General features: G+C 69.7%; 13 protein-coding genes and 1 tRNA gene. 12 read left to right on the forward strand and 2 right to left on the reverse strand.

The window, feature by feature from the left end; translation table 11 throughout:
* The first annotated feature begins 48 nt into the window (after nucleotides 1–48).
* The 8 genes from LV75_RS20645 (at nucleotide 49) to LV75_RS20680 (ending at nucleotide 10,883) form a co-directional block, all read left to right on the forward strand.
* Nucleotides 49–1,866 (forward strand): tachylectin-related carbohydrate-binding protein, encoded by a 1,818-nt coding sequence (locus tag LV75_RS20645; RefSeq protein WP_253888624.1) that lies wholly within the window; start codon nucleotides 49–51, stop codon nucleotides 1,864–1,866.
* Nucleotides 1,867–1,889: 23 nt separating this feature from the next.
* The gene (locus LV75_RS20650) at nucleotides 1,890–3,695 is read left to right on the forward strand and encodes a tachylectin-related carbohydrate-binding protein (protein WP_253888625.1); all 1,806 of its coding nucleotides are present in this window, start codon (nucleotides 1,890–1,892) and stop codon (nucleotides 3,693–3,695) included.
* Nucleotides 3,696–4,256: 561 nt separating this feature from the next.
* On the forward strand, nucleotides 4,257–5,219 hold the full coding sequence (locus tag LV75_RS20655) for a tachylectin-related carbohydrate-binding protein (RefSeq protein ID WP_253888626.1): 963 nt from the start codon (nucleotides 4,257–4,259) through the stop codon (nucleotides 5,217–5,219).
* Between the two features lie 214 nt (nucleotides 5,220–5,433).
* Nucleotides 5,434–6,291 carry a tachylectin-related carbohydrate-binding protein gene (locus LV75_RS20660; protein ID WP_253888627.1) on the forward strand — a complete coding sequence of 286 codons (858 nt, stop codon included), beginning with the start codon at nucleotides 5,434–5,436 and terminating at the stop codon, nucleotides 6,289–6,291.
* A gap of 443 nt (nucleotides 6,292–6,734) precedes the next feature.
* A complete protein-coding gene (locus LV75_RS20665) occupies nucleotides 6,735–7,592 on the forward strand; it encodes a tachylectin-related carbohydrate-binding protein (RefSeq protein ID WP_253888628.1) in 858 nt (285 codons plus the stop codon).
* A 140-nt stretch (nucleotides 7,593–7,732) separates the two neighbouring features.
* Nucleotides 7,733–8,578, forward strand: a complete 846-nt coding sequence (locus LV75_RS20670; protein WP_253888629.1) for a tachylectin-related carbohydrate-binding protein — start codon at nucleotides 7,733–7,735, stop codon at nucleotides 8,576–8,578.
* A 27-nt stretch (nucleotides 8,579–8,605) separates the two neighbouring features.
* Entirely contained in the window at nucleotides 8,606–9,481 is an 876-nt protein-coding gene (locus LV75_RS20675; RefSeq protein ID WP_253888630.1) for a tachylectin-related carbohydrate-binding protein, read from the forward strand.
* Between the two features lie 556 nt (nucleotides 9,482–10,037).
* Complete coding sequence (locus tag LV75_RS20680) at nucleotides 10,038–10,883, forward strand: tachylectin-related carbohydrate-binding protein (protein WP_253888631.1); 846 nt, start codon at nucleotides 10,038–10,040, stop codon at nucleotides 10,881–10,883.
* 39 nt (nucleotides 10,884–10,922) lie between these two features.
* Here LV75_RS20680 and LV75_RS20685 read toward each other — a convergent pair whose 3' ends face one another.
* Nucleotides 10,923–11,522, reverse strand: coding sequence for a TetR/AcrR family transcriptional regulator (locus tag LV75_RS20685; protein WP_253888919.1), 600 nt, complete (start codon nucleotides 11,520–11,522; stop codon nucleotides 10,923–10,925).
* 63 nt (nucleotides 11,523–11,585) lie between these two features.
* The gene (locus LV75_RS20690; RefSeq protein WP_253888632.1) at nucleotides 11,586–12,533 is read right to left on the reverse strand and encodes an acyl-CoA desaturase; all 948 of its coding nucleotides are present in this window, start codon (nucleotides 12,531–12,533) and stop codon (nucleotides 11,586–11,588) included.
* Nucleotides 12,534–12,839: 306 nt separating this feature from the next.
* On the opposite strand from LV75_RS20690, the gene LV75_RS20695 reads away from it, so the two are divergent.
* From LV75_RS20695 to LV75_RS20710, 4 genes are all read left to right on the forward strand, one after another.
* A tRNA-Gln gene (locus LV75_RS20695) sits at nucleotides 12,840–12,910 on the forward strand.
* 116 nt (nucleotides 12,911–13,026) lie between these two features.
* Nucleotides 13,027–14,793: a GGDEF domain-containing protein gene (locus tag LV75_RS20700; protein ID WP_253888637.1), complete on the forward strand. Its 1,767-nt coding sequence runs from the start codon at nucleotides 13,027–13,029 to the stop codon at nucleotides 14,791–14,793.
* Between the two features lie 85 nt (nucleotides 14,794–14,878).
* A complete protein-coding gene (glmU, locus tag LV75_RS20705; RefSeq protein WP_253888638.1) occupies nucleotides 14,879–16,363 on the forward strand; it encodes a bifunctional UDP-N-acetylglucosamine diphosphorylase/glucosamine-1-phosphate N-acetyltransferase GlmU in 1,485 nt (494 codons plus the stop codon).
* Nucleotides 16,360–17,340 carry a ribose-phosphate diphosphokinase gene (locus LV75_RS20710; protein ID WP_253888639.1) on the forward strand — a complete coding sequence of 327 codons (981 nt, stop codon included), beginning with the start codon at nucleotides 16,360–16,362 and terminating at the stop codon, nucleotides 17,338–17,340. Before glmU ends, LV75_RS20710 begins: the two co-directional genes overlap by 4 nt.
* The last annotated feature ends 111 nt before the right edge of the window (nucleotides 17,341–17,451 follow it).

The following is a 17,451-nucleotide window of genomic DNA, read 5'->3' on the forward strand; positions in this document are numbered from 1 at the left end:
GCTAGGATCTGATCTCTGATTCGCATGGCCACTGGGGTTGAACTGAAGATGGACTACATCAGACGCGCGGGTGTACTGGTGGCTGCCGTCCTGGCCGCCACCTGCTTACCCGCGGTCACGGCAGGCGCGGCGCCGGTCGCCGCCACCGCACCGGTGTGCTCTCCCGCTGTAGACGTATTCGGGGTGGAGCCGGACGGGCGGCTGTTCGTGTACCCGCACAACGAGCCCGAGACCGGTGTGGCGAGCTGGGGAGCCAAGCGCTACATCGGCACCGGCTGGAACGGCGGCACCGTCCACGCCGCACCCGGGGGCTACCTCCACTACGTCCTGTCGGGCACCTCGCAGCACCGGCGCTACCGCTGGACCGGGTCGGGCTGGGCGACTTTCGGCGGCAGCCAGTACCAGGACCTGGGGCAGCTCAGCACGCCGTGGCCCCAGTCGATCACGGTGGACGAGCGGGGGCGGGTGCTCCAGAACGGCACCCTCGGTGTCACGGCGCAGACGTGGGACGAGCAGGGACGGCAGGTGGGGCAGGAGCACCCGCTGGGCTTGCAGAGCACGACCGCGGAGTTGATCGCGTCCGGCGACGGGGCGTTCTTCCGCCGGGTGGGCGACGCCCTCTCCCGCTACCGGTACGACTTCGAGACCAACCGGTGGATCCAGACCAACCAGATCGTCGGGTCCGGCTTCGGCGTGTTCAAACGCCTCTTCGGCGGCGGTGGGGGTGTGCTCTACGGCGTCGCCAACGACCCGGCGGGCACCCTGCTCTGGTACCGCTACGACGAGAACACCGGCACCTGGGCCAACAACGGCATCGGCAAGGTCGTCGGCTCCGGCTGGGGCGCACTCGCGGGTACAACGGCGGTGGGCTGCGCAACGCCCCAAGCCCCGGCACCGGATCCTCTTCCCGCCCCGCACAACGAGCGCCCCACGGTGAAGTACAACGAGGTGACCCGCACCTTCGAGGCCGCGTGGGTCAACAACAACGGCGAACTGCTGTTCGGTAAGGAGAACCCGCAAGACCCCACCGCGATCACCTGGACCCCGATGACGGGGTACCAGAAGTACACCGGCGCGGCGTCGTTGACCTACGAGTACGGCAACGGCCGGGCGGTCGTGACCGCGACCAGCCAGGACAGCCGTGGCCGGGCGCACGTCCAACAGCCGGGTGGCGGGTTCAGCAGCGCGATCAACACGGGTGGGGTGTTCCGGACCGGACCGATGCTGCTCACCATCGGCAGCGAGTCGGTGGACGCCTACGGCATCGATCACCACGGCACCCTCATGCGCACTTCCAAGGCGGGCAACGAGTTCAAGCCCTGGGTCCCCGTCGCACAGGGAATCGGCCCGAAGTCGACGATCACGCTGCCGTACACGACCTACAACCTGCTCACCCTCAACTCGGCGGGTGACGTAGAACTGCGCCGCAGCCAGTTGGACTACCCGTTCTCGCAGCCCAAGCTCGCCCGGGGTTTGCCGGGAATGGGCATGCCCGTCCTCACCAGGGGCCAGGGCGGGTTCGACCGGCTCGTCGCCAGCGACGGCAACGGGAAGCTGTGGGCCGCGCTGGAGAACGCCGACGGCTTCGACGCGTGGACCGACATCAGCGGCGGCCTGACGTTCACCGGTGCCGTCGACACCCTCCGGTGGGACCCGAACCGGACCGATCTCGTGGCCCGCACGACCGACGGCACCGTGGTGCGCCGCGTGGTCACCGACTGGGCCGCGGAGCAGCCCTGGATCCCGATCGGCACCTCGACGGTCGACCCGGTGATCACCTCCGGCAGTTTACAAAAGGGGAAGGTCGTCCTGCTGATAGACGCATCGGGGCAGGCAAAACTGGCGCAGTTCCCGTACTTTTCCTGAACAACCATTTCTGGGGACCTAGAATGAACACGAAGAGACTCGCCGCCTTACTCGCGGCGGGCGCCGTGAGCGTGGCCGGGCTGCCTTTTGTCGCGGTGAGCCCGGCCGCCGCCGAACTCGCCTGCACCGCAGCGGTCAACGTCTTCGGCGTGGAGCCGGATGGGCGCATGTTCGTGTACCCGCACAACGAACCCGAAACGGGTGTGGCGAGCTGGGGAGCCAAGCACTACATCGGCTCCGGCTGGAACGGCGGCACCACCTACGCCGCCCCCGGCGGGTACATCCACCACATCACAACCGGCAACCGACAACACCGGCGCTACCAGTGGACCGGATCGGGCTGGGCGTCCTTCGGCGGCGGCCAGTACCAGGACCTCGGTGTGGTCGACCCGTCGACGAGGCCGCTCGTCGACGAGCAGGGGCGGTTCTACAAGCAGGACGACCGCAGGTTCTTCGTGTCCTCATGGGACGACCAAGGGCGGCTGACCGCCGACGAGGTCCCGCTCAGCCCCGCGGTCAGGCCGAACGTGATCACCTCGGGGAGCAGCGCGTTCTTCGCCCGGGCCGACGGTGACCTCTACCGCTACCGGTTCGACTTCGAGAACAACCGCTGGCTCACCATCGGCGAGCGGATCGGCGCGGGCTTCGGCGTGTTCAAACGGCTCATCAGCGCGGGCGGCGGTGTGCTCTACGGCGTCGCCAACGACCCGGCGGGCACCCTGGTCTGGTACCGGTACGACGACCAGAAGCGCGAGTGGGCCAACAACGGCATCGGGAAGGTCGTCGGCTCCGGCTGGGGCGCGCTGGCGGAGGTCACCGCCTCCGGGTGCGCCGCGCCCGATCAGCAGTCGAACCCGCTGCCCGGTCCGCGCGGCGAGCGCCCGAGGCTGGTCTACAACCCGGCCACCCGGACGTTCGAGGCGGCCTGGGTGAACAACAGCGGCGAACTGCTGTACGGCAAGGAGAACCCGCAAGACCCCACCGCGATCACCTGGACCGCGCTCACCGGCTACCAGAACCACACCGGCGCGGTGTCGGCGCTGCGCGACGGTGGCACCGGCAGACTGCTCCTGTCGGCACCCAGCCAGGACGGCCGCGGCCGGATGTACGTCCAGCAGCCGGATGGCAGCTTCGGCTCGGGAACCGGGATCGGCGGCAGGTTCACCGTGGGCCCGGTCCTGACCAGTGCGTTCGCCAACGACGTCGCGGTCTACGGCATTGACGACCGCGGGATGGTCTACAACGCCAAGCGCGGCAGCGACACCTCCTCACCGTGGTTCCCAGCCGCGCAACGGCTCGGCCAGGACACCACGATCGGCCTCGCCAGCGGACCCACCGCTGTGACCCGGACGGCGACGGGTGAGCTCGAAGTGCGCAGGCCACCGTTCACCACGTACGACCCGCCGGTGCCGGTCCGGGGCCTGCGGGTCGTGGGCACCCCGCACATCACCCAGGGTGAGAACGGACCGTCCAGGCTCATCGCCCGCGATGAGAACGGCAAGCTCTGGACCTCGGAGGAGAAGCCCTACCTCACCGGGCCCGGTTTCGGCCCGTGGACCGACATCAGCGGCGGGCTGACCTTCACGGGCACCGTCGACACCGCGTTCTCCTTCGGGCCGCGCAAGACCGAGATCGTGGCCCGCACCACCGACGGCACGGTCGTGCGGCGCCAGATCACCGATTGGGCCGTCCCACCGGCGTGGATCCCGATCGGCACCTCGGCGGTCGACCCGGTGATCGCCGTCGCCAACCTCCAGGTGGGCAAAGCCGTGCTGCTCGTCGACGGCTCCGGGCAGGCCAAGCTGGTGCGGATCCCGTACCAGTCGTGACGTTCCACTTCGGATCGCGCGGCGACCAGGCTGGTGTCGTCGCGCGATCCGAGGCGCGTATCGGAACGCACTGGGGAACTGAGGATGAACAGGTGGAAACTCGCCGCCCCGACGGCGGGTGTGTGGGTCGTTGCCTGCTCACCAACCGCGGGTCCGGCGGCAGCGCGACCTGTGCGTGCCATCGGCTGATCTCTTCGGCGTGGTTCATTGCGCACGGCAGAGAAAACCTCGGCCGACTTCACCCCCTGGACCGACATCTCCGGTGAACCTGTTGGTGTTACAGGCGTTCCCCCACACGACGCAATCGCCACGACACGCCCGCGAGTAGATCCAATGTCCTTGGACAGCCCCGGTGATCACGCTACTATCGTGATCACTGGGGAAGCACATCTTGGGGAATTCACGCGTCGTGCGGGTTGTGCTCGTGCGGCGGTGTGGCTCGTGGTCGCGTCGGCCCCGGTACGCGCCACACGGATGCTCAACGCCCAGCGGTCGGACGTGGCCGTGTCGGGGGTGGCGGCAGCGTCCTCCAGACGCAAGACAACCTTGGGGAACAACTATATGAAGCTCGCAAAGCGCGTCACCACCATGCTCGCCGCGGTCGCGGTCGCGGTCACCCTGCCGGTCGCCGCCGTCTCGACCGCCTCCGCCTCGCCCGTGCCCTCGTGCGACGTGAGCGCGGACGTCTACGGCGTGGAGCAGGACGGGCGCCTGTTCGTCTACCCGCACAACGAGCCCGAGAACGGTGGGTTCAGCTGGGGTGCCAAGCGCTACATCGGCACCGGCTGGAACGCGGGCACCGTCGTCGCCGGTCCGTACGGCCTCTTCTACCTGATCCTGCCGACCACCGGTGAGATCCGCGCCTACAGCTGGAACGGCTACGGCTGGGACACCGCGCCCAACGGCGCCCAGTACATCGTCGTCTCGCTGCCCGGTGACGACTACCGGTACTGGACCCAGGCGGGCAACACCAACAAGGTGAGCTCCGACGCCAACGGCGACCTCTGGCTGATCGACGGCGCGGGCGAGCTCTACTACGTCACCGACGCCCCGAGCGCGGCGGCCAAGTCCGCCACGGCGGGCAAGGCGAAGGCCAAGCCCGAGGCGCACAGCAAGACGCGCGTCAAGGTCACCAAGGACGGCCTGCAGTCCAAGGCAGGCGCTCAGTCGAAGGCCGCCGCGGCTCCCATCTGGCTGGGCGTCGACTACATCGTGTCTGCGGGCAACGGCGTGCTCTACACCCGCCACTCGACCACCAACGAGCTCAAGCGCTCCGAGTTCGACCTGGTGAACGGGACCACCACCGCCCTGCAGACGCCGGTCGGCTCGGGCTGGAACATCTTCACCCACCTGACCTCGGTCGGCGGTGACACCCTGTACGGCACCACCAACCTGGGCTTCTGGGAGTACCACTACGACTCCGCCACGGGTCTGTGGGCCAACAACGGCTCGGGCAAGCTCGTGGGCGCGGGCTGGAACAGCCTCGCCCGCGTGCTGGGCAACCCGGCGGCCTGCTACTCCTAGGCCACCCGCTTCGCCCTGAACGGGCCGGTCGACCGGGCAAGTTGCCGGTCGACCGGCCCGTTTCGCATGTTCCCCGCCGGGGAGCGATCCCACCGGCCACCGGGCGGCAACGCGCGCGCCACCGGGATGATCCGGTTTGGCAACGGGTCTTCACCCAGGGCCCGCGGAGGCGCACGCTGGAGGGGTCTCCTGCCCTCCCACCCCGGGGGAACCCATGTCTCTCGCCAAGCACGGCGCCACCCTGCTCGCCGCGCTCACCCTGACCCTGTCCACGACCCTCCCCGCCGCGGCCGGTCCACCCCGCTGCGCGCCCGCTGCCAACGTGTTCGGCGTCGAGTCGGACGGCAGGCTGTTCGTCTACCCGCACAACGAGCCCGAGACCGGGGGCGCCGACTGGGGCGCCAAGCGCTACATCGGCACCGGCTGGAACGGCGGCCTGGTGCTGGCTGGCCCGGGCGGCGTCTTCTACCTCGTCGACCGGACCAGCGGTGACCTGCGCCGCTACCAGTGGACCGGCGGCGGCTGGTCCACCTTCGCCGGCGGCGGCCAGTTCCAGACCGTGTCCACCGGCTGGGGCTACTACACCCAGCCCGGCAACACCGGGAAGGTCACCGTCGACTCGGCAGGCAAGGTCTACTCGATCACCGCCGCGGGCAACCTCGAGGTCCGCGAGTGGACCACCCTGCCCCCGAGCGGCGCCCAGTCCGCCGCAGCGCCGCCCCCCACCTGGGCCCGGTTCGACCGCATCGTGGCGGCGGGCGACGGTGTCGTCTACGCCAGGGAGAGCTCGTCGGGCAAGCTGTTCCGCTTCCGCTACGACTTCGCGACCGGCACCTGGCTCGAGTTCGACAAGCTCGTCGGCGCCGGGTGGGGCGTGTTCGGCACGGTGTTCTCCGTCGGCGGCGACACCCTCTACGGCGTTCGCCCCAACGGCGCCCTAGTCGCCTACCACTACGACGCGGCGGCGGGCGCGTGGTCCAACCGCGGCACCGGCCAGGTGATCGGCTGGGGCTGGAGTGCCCTGGCTCACGTCTCCGGTGATCCCGCCGCGTGCACACCGACCTCCCGCTGAACTCCAGCTGAACACCGCTCGCAGGCGGTCGTCCGAACTGGGCCTACTCCATCCGGGGGTGGGCCCAGTCCCGCGTTCGCGCACTGCCGCGGCCCGCTCGGGCCGAGGTCCACCGAGTCCTTTGTGGATCAACCGGCAGCTCTGCGGGCACGGCGAGAAGTCGAGGCAACCGACTCCGGGACGACGGCGTCATCCAGATGACCAGCCCGCAAGACCACCGGTGGCCCATCGCCTGGCCGCAGACCGGGAAGCCTGGACCGGGCGAATTCCACGATGAGTAGATCGACATTTATCCGAACGAGACAAATGGCCCGGGTTCGATAACGAATAGGTTGTGGCGCAACCAAAGCAGAACCCGGGCGTCTTTCCACGCACGAGACGGGAGCGCCGCCGATCGGATTCCGATTTCGCACCACCAAGCACTACCACTCTGGGGAACTACCATGTCTTTGGCCAAGTACGCGGCCGCTCTGCTGACCGCACTCACCCTCACCACCGGGCTCGCCAACACCACCGCACAAGCCGCGCCCATCAGCGGCCCGCAGTGCAGCGGCCCCGCCGACGTCTTCGGGTTCGAGGAGGACGGGGACCTCTTCACCTACCCGCACAACTCCCCGCTGACCGGCGCGGCGAACTGGGGCGCGAAGCGCTACATCGGCACCGGCTGGAACAAGGACAACTCGTTGGTCGGGCCGGATGGCGCGATCTTCACCATCACCCCGTCCGGCGAGCTCCGCCGCTACCAGTGGAACGGCGACCACTGGCAGACCTACGCGGGCAGCACCCAGTACCAGGTCGTCGGGCACGGGTTCGACCGCTACCTGCGCAACGGCGGGATGATCGCGACCACCGACGCGGACTACGGGCTGTACTTCGTCGAGGGCGACGCCCTGCGCAAGTACCAGTGGAGCGCGAACGAGGGCGGCTGGACCCCGGCGACCGCGCACGGCCCGGTGATCGGGACCGGTTGGTCCGGGGTGGACAAGATCGTCGGCGGCGGCTCGGGGGTCATCTACGGCCGCCAGGCGGGCACCCTGACCCGCTCGGTGCACGTCCAGGCGAGCGGCACCTGGACGCAGCGCTTCCAGCCGGTCGGGGCGGGCTGGCAGTCACTGCCCTCGATCACCTCGGCCGGGGCCGACGTCCTCTACGCCACCGACTACTCCGGCGGGCTCTACTGGTACCGCTACGAACCCGCGACCGGCAAGTGGGTCAGCGACAAGGGGACCATGATCGGCTACGGCTGGAACACGGTCACCACCCTCGCCGACCCGCGCTCGTGCGTGGTCTGGCCCACCTGATCCGGCGTTCACGGATTCCACGCGCACTTCAGGTCCTAAGCAGACCCACCAATCACGTGCAACGACAACCGACTCCGACTCGGATCGCGTGCACAGATTCCGCGACAACCACACCTTTCGTTGAAATCCTGGGGATCACCATGAAGTTGACCAAGTACATCGCGGCCGCCGTGGCCGCGCTCAGCGTCTCGGCCGGACTCGCCATCGCGGCCGCGGCACCCGCGGCCGCCGCGCCGCCTGCGTGCGCGCCGGAGGCCGACGTGTTCGGCTTCGAGTCCGACGGCGACCTGTTCGTCTACCCGCACGCCACGCCCGAGTCGGGCACGGCGAGCTGGGCGGGTAAGCGGTACATCGGCCAGGGGTGGGAAGCCGGCACCACCCTGGTCGGCCCGGACGGCGTGTTCTACAAGGTGACCGTCACCGGGGAGCTCCGCCGCTACCACTGGAACGGCAACGGTTGGGACACCTTCGAAGGCGGCCTGCAGTACCGGGTCGTCGGCAGCGGGTTCAACCACTACCTCGGCGCGCACGGGTTCATCGGCACCATCGACTCCGCCGAGCGGCTGTACTTCACCGACTTCGACAAGCTGCGCGTCTACGCCTGGGACAAGGCCCGCGGCGAGTTCACGCCGGAGACTCGCAACGGTCCGGTCATCGACACCGGCTGGCGGGGCGTCGGCAAGTTCACCGCGGCGGGCGACGGCGTGCTCTACGCCCGGGGGCAGGACGGGGAGCTCACCCGCTCGGTGTACCGGTCGGGCGCGTGGGCTCAGCGGTTCCAGCCCGTCGGCACCGGGTGGAACGGCATGCAGTCGATCACCTCGGCGGGCGGCGACGTCGTCTACGGCAACACCTACCGGGGCGACCTGCACTGGTACCGGTTCGACCCGGCCACCAACACCTGGGCCCCGAACAGCGGCACCCAGATCGGCTACGGCTGGACCAACGTCGGCGTTCTGGCCGACGTGACCTCCTGCCTCTCCTGACCTACCCGGAAACCCATTGGGGGACAAATGAGTTTCACCAAGCGCGGCGCGACCTTGCTGGCCGCCGTGGCCATGTCCGTCGGAATCCTCACCACCATCCCGACCGCGGCGACCGCCACCCCGGCGCAGTGCCCCGGCCCGGCCAACTTCTTCGGCATCGACCCGGACGGCGAGCTGTTCGTCCAGCAGCACAACGCCCCGCAGACCGGTTCCCCGGACTGGACCGAGAAGAGCTACATCGGCACCGGGTGGCTGGAGGACAAGTACGCGTTGGCCGCACCGGGCGGCAACATCTACCTGATCAACTACGAGACCGGGGGCATGTACCAGTACCGCTGGAACGGCAGGGCGTGGGATTTCTTCGGCCGCTCGCTCTACGCCACCGTCGGTTCGGGCTTCGACCAGTACGTGCCCAACGGCGACGGCAGCCGCATCACCATCGACCAGCAGGGCCGGATCTACGCGGTCGACGCGGCGGGCAACCTGCGGCTGTACGTGCGCAGCACGAGCCCGACCGGGGGCACCTGGACCCCGGACACCGTGAACGGCAAGGTGATCGGCACCGGCTGGGACACCTTCGACCGCGTGATAGCCACCGGCGACGGCATCCTCTACGGCGTCACCGACACGGGCGAACTCCTGCGCTACAAGTACGACTTCACCCACAACTCTTGGGCCACAACCGAACGCACCATCGGTGAGGGCTGGAACCACTACGACAACATCTATTCGGCGGGCGGCGAAACCCTCTACGCCCTCTCCCAGGACACCGGCAACCTCTACTGGTACAGCTACGACGCCGACACCGGCACCTGGCAGAACAACGCCCAACCCCGACTGGCCGACACCGGCTGGGACACCCCGGCCCGAGTCCTGGTCGACCCGGGCGCCTGCCACAGCTGACCCACCGAGCCGCTTGCTGCCCCATCCCCTCGGGTAGCAGGCCCCAGACCGCCGCCGGGCCCACCCCGGCGGCGGTCGCCGTTAGGAAGGTCGGAGGGCGTGGCTGGGGGTCAGGCCCTCCGACCTCAACACCCATACGAGGTTGGCACCCAAAGCCACCGATCTGTGGACCGACATCAGCGCGGACATCACCAGCATCGGCTCGCCTACTGCTGTGCCGAGCCCGCCGTGAAGAAGGTTCAGGCGAAGGTCATCCGCACCAAGCCGAAGAAGTGGTCCAATCGACCTAAGTAGACAGATCAGGGCTTCGGGGGCGCCATGCCCCCGAGGCTCTGCGTCCGGCCGAGGTGGGTCACCCACACGGGGGCAGGTGGCGGCCGAGCAGGGGTGCGACACGCAGTGGGAGCTGGGAGGTTGTGGATTGGCGGGATTCGGGTCGGGTTGCTGAGCGGCGGTGGTCCTGTTAGGAGGGGTGGAGGGCCTGGGTGGCATCAAGCCCTCCGACTCCGTTCTCCACGCATGGGTAGCGGGGCAACTCCGACGAAGGAGAGTGCACGTGAGGACAGTCAAGGGCGTGACGGCGGTGGTGGTCGCGGTGACCGCGGTGCTGGGGTTGCCGACCATGGCGGTGACCGCGGCGGCGGCGCCGGTGCCTACTTGTGCTTCGACAGCTGAGGTGTACGGGGTTGAACCGGATGGGCGGTTGTTCGTCTACCGGCACACCGCACCGTCGACCGGCGCGGCCAACTGGTCCACCAAGACCTACATCGGTTCCGGTTGGGCGGACGGCTACACCTTGGCCTCGGGGAACGGCAACTTCTTCCACATCGACTACGCCACCGACACGTTGCGCCGCTACCACTGGAGCGGGACGGGCTGGGACGCCGTGGACGGGGCGCGCCAGTACCAGGTGATCGGCCACGGGTTCGCCATGTACACGCCGAACCTCATCGTGGACAGTTCCGGCAACTTCTTCGGCATCGACGCCTACGGCAGGATGCGGTACTACGCCTGGGATGCGAACACCGAGAGCTGGGCACCGGGCACCGAGGGCGGGATGTACATCGGCACCGGTTGGGGACCCACGCTCAACCTGGTCTCGGGGGACAACGGGATCGTCTACCGCCGTACCTGGGACAACGAGCTCTACCGCTACCGCTACGACAGCAACACCGGCACCTGGCCCGAGACCGACTCGGTCGGCGCGGGCTGGTGGTTCGACACGAGCGTGTCCTCCGGTGGCGGCGCGCTCTACACGGTCGGCTCCGGCGGGAACCTGTACTGGTACCACTACGACGTGGGCAACACCACGTGGGCCAACTCCGGTCTGCCGCAGTGGATCGGCCAGGGGTGGGGCGACCTGCAGCAGGTGCTCATCGACCCCAGCACCTGCACCGGCTGACCCGTCGCGCGGTGGTCCGCACCCGGCGGGCCACCGCGGTCACGGGTCCTCGGCGAGCGTCGGTTCGCCTTCCAGGTGTGAGAGCCCGTTCCAGGCCAGGTTGACGAGGTGGGCCACTACCTCGTCCTTGTGCGGGTCTCGGGCTTCCAGCCACCACTGGCCGGTCAGGGCGACCATGCCGACGAGGGCTTGGCTGTAGAGGCCCGCCAAGGATGGGGCGTACCCGCGGCGGTCGAATTGGACGCCGAGGATGTGTTCGACCTGGCTGGCTATGTCGTTGAGCAGGCTCGAGAAGGTGCCGGTCGAGGTGGCCACCGGGGAGTCACGCACGAGGATGCGGAAGCCGTCGGTGTTGCTCTCCACGTAGTCCAGCAGGGACGCGGCGGCGCGCTCGAGCAGGACCCTGGGGTGGGCCTCGTCGGAGAGGGCGTCGGTCATGCCGTCGAGGAGGGCTCGGGTTTCGCGGTCCACCACGACCGCGTAGATGCCCTCCTTGCCGCCGAAGTGCTCGTAGACGACGGGTTTGCTGACGCCCGCGCGGTTGGCGATCTCCTCGACCGAGGTGCCGTCGAAACCCTTGTCGGCGAAGAGGGCGCGGGCGACGTCGAGTAGTTGTTGGCGGCGTTCCTTGCCGGTCATGCGCACGCGGGTCGCCTGCTGCGCCTCGTTCCTTCTCACCACCGCCCCAGCCTAGGGGCTTGATCAGCGAACGGTGAGCTTGGCGAGCCTGGCGGCCGACGGCCAGCGGACGTCGGTGGCCCAGCCGAGCTTCTCGAAGATCCAGATCAGCCGGGCCGAGGTGTCGATCTGGCCGCGCTGGACGCCGTGGCGGGCGCAGGTGGGGTCGGCGTGGTGCAGGTTGTGCCACGACTCGCCGAAGCTCAGGACGGCCAGCGGCCAGAAGTTGGCTGCCTTGTCGCGGCTGGCGAACGGGCGCTCGCCGATCATGTGGCAGATCGAGTTGGTCGACCAGGTGACGTGGTGCAGCACCGCGACGCGGACCAGGCCCGCCCAGAAGAACGCGGTGAACGCGCCCCACCACGACCAGCTGATCAGGCCGCCGAGCAGGGCGGGCAGCAGCAGGGTCAGTCCGGTGAGGACCGGGAAGAGCTTGTTGACCCGGACGATGTCCTTGTCCGCCACCAGGTCCGGCGCGAAGCGCTGCTTGTTGGTGACGTCGTGGTCGAAGATCCAGCCCATGTGCGCGTGCCAGAAGCCCTTGGCCAGCGCGGCGGGCGAGGTGCCGAACAGCCACGGCGAGTGCGGGTCGCCCTCGCGGTCGGAGAACGCGTGGTGGCGGCGGTGGTCGGCGACCCAGGTGACCGGGGGGCTCTGCACGGCCATGCTGCCCATCACGGCGAGCACGATCTTGAGCGGGCGCTTGGCCTTGAACGAGCCGTGGGTGAACAACCGGTGGTAGCCGACGGTCACGCCGAGGCCGGAGAGGTAGAAGAAGAACACCGCGAGCGCGACGTCGACCCAGCCCAGCCCCCAGCCCCAGGCGAACGGGACGGCCGCGACCAGCGCCGCGAACGGGACCAGGATGAAGATGTAGACCGCGATCCGGGTGGCGAGGTTGCGCTTGCCCTCGATGATCGGTTTCGGGCCCTTGGTCGACTCTCCCGTTGTGGCATCGAGCGTGCTCGTCATGCGATGTCCCTCTCTCGAACCGGGGCCAGGCTCACCTACGGTGCCGTAACCTACGACAGCGTAAGGAACGATCCGGGCCGCGCGCCAGTACCCGAGGTCGGCGCCACGTCACGGGGGTGGGGTTCGGTTGACCAGGCAAGGAACGGTCCGCACCCATACCGCCCCGTTCGGTGACGCCGTTGCGGATCTTGTGACACCGATAACACCCGTTCGGACGCGAGCGGGGCCCAATCGCCCGGGTAGGGCTGCCCCGGTGGGTACCCTCGTGCCACGATGTTCCCCACTGTGAGCGAACACCGCTCGCGATCCGCCGTGGTGTAAAGGCAGCACCTTGGATTTTGGTTCCAATGGTTCAGGTTCGAATCCTGGCGGCGGAGCAAGCGGTCACAGCTGAGTCAATCGCCCCACCAACTCGCGGGGCGGGACTCCGCGCCGCGCCCTTTCCGACTCAACCCACCGAAGCAGACGCGTACGAGGGGGTGCCGCGCCGCACGTGGACGACGAGCAGCGGGACCCGGGTGAGCTGCCCGCGTTGGAGGAGCGCTCCGACGCCTGGCTGGTCGGGCGCGCACGGGAACTGCTCGCGGTCATCCAGGTGTCGCCCGCGGCCGAGCGGCTGCGCCACACCACCGAGGTCGACCGGTTGTTGGCCGAGGCGCAGCACCGCGGCGAGCCCAGGATGGTCGCGCAACTGCTGCGCTCGGCCATCGCGGTGCGGGTGGTCACCAACGACATGGCCGACTCGGCCGAGCCGCTGCTGGACGAGCTGCTCGCGCACACCCGCAGGCACGGCCTGATCGTGCTGCAGGCCGACGCGCACGCCCTGCGCGGTCGGCGGCTGCTGTTAGCGGGCGCCGAGGACGCCGCGCTGACCGAGGCCGCGGTGGCGCTGGCCATGCTCGACGAGGACATCACCCCGGACGTGCTGCTCGGCGGCCGCAACTGGGACATGATCATGGCGGGCACGCTGATGGACATCGGCACCGTGCTCACCCAACTGGGCGTCTACGAGGTCGCCGACCAGGTGATGGCCCGGGCGAACCGGTGCATCCGGGCCAGCGCGGGCCCGCACCTGATCTCGGTGCACCTGATCAACCGGGCCCGGCTGCTGGTCGGCTGGGGGCTGCGGCTGGAGCGCATCGGCGAGGACGAGCGGGCCGGTGAGCGCTTCGCCACCGCGGCGGCGATCGCGGTCGCGGTCGAGGCGCCGTTCCGCGAGTCGTTGTTCCCGCGCGACCCGAGCCTGCTCGCCGCCGACCAGAACCCGATCATCGGCGCCGCGCTGGCGCTGGCCCAGCCGTCCGGGGCGCACATCAACCGGCTGCAGCGGCTCTCCGCGTCCATGCGCTACCCGCGCGAGCTGGTGATCGTGGCGGTCGCGCTGGCCAGGTGCCTGGAGCACGAGGGCCGCGAGGACGAGGCGGTCGACGTGCTGGGCGAGGCGCGGTCGCGGATGTACCACGAGGCGGCCGAGCCGACCCTGCGGCTGTGCCTGATCCGCGAGTACGCGCGGCTGTCGGGTGCCAGCGGCAGCGAGCGCACGATCGGCGCGCTCGAGCACTACGCGACCGAGCTGGAAGCGCAGCTGTGGGACATGCGCGAGTCGCGGATCGCCACCCTCAACACCCGCCGCGAGCACGAGCGGCTCTCGCGGATGCACGGCGCGATCGCGCTGCAGGCGCTGCAGGACCCGCTCACCGGGCTGCCGAACCGGCGCGCGCTCGACGAGCGGCTGGAGGTCCTGGCCGGAACGCCCGCCAACCACCCGCTGGCCGTCGCACTGGTCGACCTGGACGGCTTTAAGGGCGTCAACGACCGCATGTCGCACGCCGAGGGCGACGACGTGCTGCGGGTTGTCGCCAGCACCCTGCGGGACGCGTTGCGCGGCAGCGACATGGTTGCCCGCTACGGCGGCGATGAATTCATTGTTTTGCTGCCGGGCGCACCGTTGTCGGCAGCGGAGGCAGCTTTGCGCCGGGCATTGAGCGCGATCGCGAGCTTGCCGCACGACCTGTCGCACGGGGTGACGCTGTCGATCGGCGTGGTGTCGTTGCGCCCGCAGGAGACCGCGGTGCGCGCGCTGGCCCGGGCGGACGCGGCGATGTACCAGGCCAAGCGCGGCGGCGGCAACGACATCGTCGCCGTGCGCACCGGCGCGGCCGAGGACGGCGCGGGCGGGTCGGACGAGGGCGGAGCGGACGAGGAGAACGCCACCGGCGCCCGGTTGGACCCGGCGTGGGTGCTCCCGGAGACCACGTAGGATCGGCGACCGGTCGCCTGTCGCGCGCGAACCCGCCGCGGGCGGACCTCCCTTCCGCCTCGTTTCGCCAATGCTAGGGAGCGCGATGTCTACAACCTCCCCCGATCGTGCACGCCTGGGTCAGGTCACCTCCGTCATCCTGGCCGCTGGGGAAGGCACCCGGATGCGGTCGACGACCCCCAAGGTGCTGCACCCGGTCGCGGGCAGGCCGCTGGTCGAGCACGCGGTCCGGGCCGCGGCCGGTCTCGGCCCCGACCACCTGGTCGTGGTGCTCGGGCACGGCCGCGACGCGGTCGGCGCGCACCTGTCCGGGGTCGCCGACGCGCTGGGGCGCGGGGTGACCACCGCGGTGCAGGAGACCCAGGACGGGACCGGGCACGCCGTGGCCTGCGGGCTGGCCCCGCTCGGCGCGGTCACCGGCACGGTCCTGGTCACCTACGGTGACGTGCCGCTGCTGGACACCGCCACCCTGGCCGCGCTGCTCGCCGAGCACGCCGAGCGGGGCAACGCGGTCACCGTGCTCACCGCCCGGGTCCCCGACCCGACCGGCTACGGCCGCATCGTGCGCGCCGAGGACGGCACGGTCGAGCGGATCGTCGAGCACAAGGACGCCACCGAGGCCCAGCACGCCATCGACGAGGTCAACTCCGGTGTCTACGCCTTCGACGCCGCCGTGCTCGTCGACGGCTTGTCGCGGCTCAAGACCGACAACTCCCAGGGCGAGCTGTACCTGACCGACGTGCTGGGCACCGCCCGCGCCGACGGCCGCCGGGTCGGCGCCCTGGTCTGCGCGGACCCCTGGCTGGTCGAGGGGGTCAACGACCGGGTGCAGCTGGCGAAGCTGGGCGCCGAGCTGAACCGGCGCACCGTCGAGGCGTGGATGCGCGCGGGCGTGACCGTGGTCGACCCGGCGACGACCTGGGTGGACCAGGGCGTGGTGCTGGCCCGCGACGTGCTGATCGAGCCCAACACCCAGCTGCGCGGCTCGACCACCGTCGGTGAGGGTGCCCTGGTCGGCCCGGACACCACGCTGACCGATGTGGTGGTCGGCGCGGGCGCGCAGGTGGTGCGCACGCACGGTTCGTCGGCCGAGATCGGCGACGGCGCGAGCGTCGGCCCGTTCTCGTACCTGCGCGCGGGGACCCGCCTCGGCGCCAAGGGCAAGATCGGCACCTTCGTGGAGACCAAGAACGCCGACATCGGGGTGGGGTCGAAGGTCCCGCACTTGTCCTATGTGGGTGACGCCACGATTGGTGAGCACAGCAACATCGGTGCAGCTAGCGTGTTCGTCAACTACGACGGGGTGAACAAACACCACACAGTTGTCGGCTCCCACGTGCGCATGGGATCGGACAACATGTACGTAGCACCCGTCACCATCGGTGACGGGGCCTACAGCGGCGCTGGCACGGTCCTGCGCCGCGACGTGCCGCCCGGCGCGCTCGCGGTGTCCGGCGGCCCCCAGCGCAACATCGAGAACTGGGTGGTCCGCCACCGCCCTGGCACGCCAGCCGCCGAGGCGGCGCAGCGGGCCCACCCCGCCGACGGAACCAGCGAGGACAACGGATGAGCACCAAACCCGGGACCCCGAAGAAGAACCTGATGCTGTTCTCCGGCCGGGCCCACCCCGAGCTCGCCGAGGAAGTCGCCAAGCACCTCAACACCACCATCACCCCGCAGTCGGCCTACGACTTCGCCAACGGCGAGATCTTCGTGCGCTTCGAGGAGTCGGTGCGCGGCTGCGACGCGTTCGTGATGCAGAGCGCGACCGCGCCGATCAACCAGTGGATCATGGAGCAGCTGCTCATGGTCGACGCGCTCAAGCGGGCTAGCGCCAAGCGGATCACCGTGATCATGCCGTTCTACCCGTACGCGCGGCAGGACAAGAAGCACAAGGGCCGCGAGCCGATCTCCGCGCGGCTGATCGCCGACCTGTTCAAGGTGGCGGGCGCCGACCGGATCATGACCGTCGACCTGCACACCGCGCAGATCCAGGGCTTCTTCGACGGCCCGGTGGACCACCTGTTCGCGCAGAGCATCCTGGCCCGCTACATCAAGGACAACTACCCCACCGACAACATCGTGGTGGTCTCCCCGGACGCCGGTCGCACAAAGCTGGCCGAGAAGTGGGCCGACGACCTCGGCGGCGTGCCGATCGCGTTCATCCACAAGACCCGCGACCCGCTGCGGCCCAACGAGGTCGTCGCCAACCGGGTGGTCGGTGAGGTCGAGGGCAAGCTGTGCGTGGTCATCGACGACATGGTCGACACCGGCGGCACGATCGCCAAGGCGGTGCGCCAACTGCTCGACGAGGGCGCCTCCGACGTGGTCATGGCCGCGACGCACGGCGTGCTCTCCGGCCCGGCCCGCGACCGGCTCGCCGACAGCGGCGCGCGGGAGGTCATCTTCACCAACACGCTGCCCATCCCGGACGAGAAGCGCTACCCCGGGATGACCGTGCTGTCGATCGCCTCGCTGCTGGCCCGCGCCATCCAGCAGGTGTTCGAGGACGGGTCGGTCACGTCGCTGTTCGACGGCGACGCCTGAGCGCACCGCTCGGTGGGGCGACCCCGGGTTCGCCCCACCGGTGACGCCTGCGTAAACTATTCGAGTTGCCTCGGCGAGGCGGGCATCGCGCCTGGCGTGATCGACGTGGCG

This window comes from Actinokineospora diospyrosa, from assembly GCF_024171925.1.
Classification (GTDB): Bacteria; Actinomycetota; Actinomycetes; order Mycobacteriales; family Pseudonocardiaceae; genus Actinokineospora; species Actinokineospora diospyrosa.

Excerpts from the sequence above, each read along its gene's own strand:
- LV75_RS20710 (WP_253888639.1), top strand. The coding sequence starts at position 16,360 with ATGAGCACCAAACCCGGGACCCCGAAGAAGAACCTGATGCTGTTCTCC.
- LV75_RS20665 (WP_253888628.1), top strand. The coding sequence starts at position 6,735 with ATGTCTTTGGCCAAGTACGCGGCCGCTCTGCTGACCGCACTCACCCTC.
- LV75_RS20690 (WP_253888632.1), bottom strand. The coding sequence starts at position 12,533 with ATGACGAGCACGCTCGATGCCACAACGGGAGAGTCGACCAAGGGCCCG.
- LV75_RS20645 (WP_253888624.1), top strand. The coding sequence starts at position 49 with ATGGACTACATCAGACGCGCGGGTGTACTGGTGGCTGCCGTCCTGGCC.
- LV75_RS20650 (WP_253888625.1), top strand. The coding sequence starts at position 1,890 with ATGAACACGAAGAGACTCGCCGCCTTACTCGCGGCGGGCGCCGTGAGC.
- LV75_RS20670 (WP_253888629.1), top strand. The coding sequence starts at position 7,733 with ATGAAGTTGACCAAGTACATCGCGGCCGCCGTGGCCGCGCTCAGCGTC.
- LV75_RS20685 (WP_253888919.1), bottom strand. The coding sequence starts at position 11,522 with ATGACCGGCAAGGAACGCCGCCAACAACTACTCGACGTCGCCCGCGCC.
- LV75_RS20675 (WP_253888630.1), top strand. The coding sequence starts at position 8,606 with ATGAGTTTCACCAAGCGCGGCGCGACCTTGCTGGCCGCCGTGGCCATG.
- glmU (WP_253888638.1), top strand. The coding sequence starts at position 14,879 with ATGTCTACAACCTCCCCCGATCGTGCACGCCTGGGTCAGGTCACCTCC.
- LV75_RS20655 (WP_253888626.1), top strand. The coding sequence starts at position 4,257 with ATGAAGCTCGCAAAGCGCGTCACCACCATGCTCGCCGCGGTCGCGGTC.
- LV75_RS20660 (WP_253888627.1), top strand. The coding sequence starts at position 5,434 with ATGTCTCTCGCCAAGCACGGCGCCACCCTGCTCGCCGCGCTCACCCTG.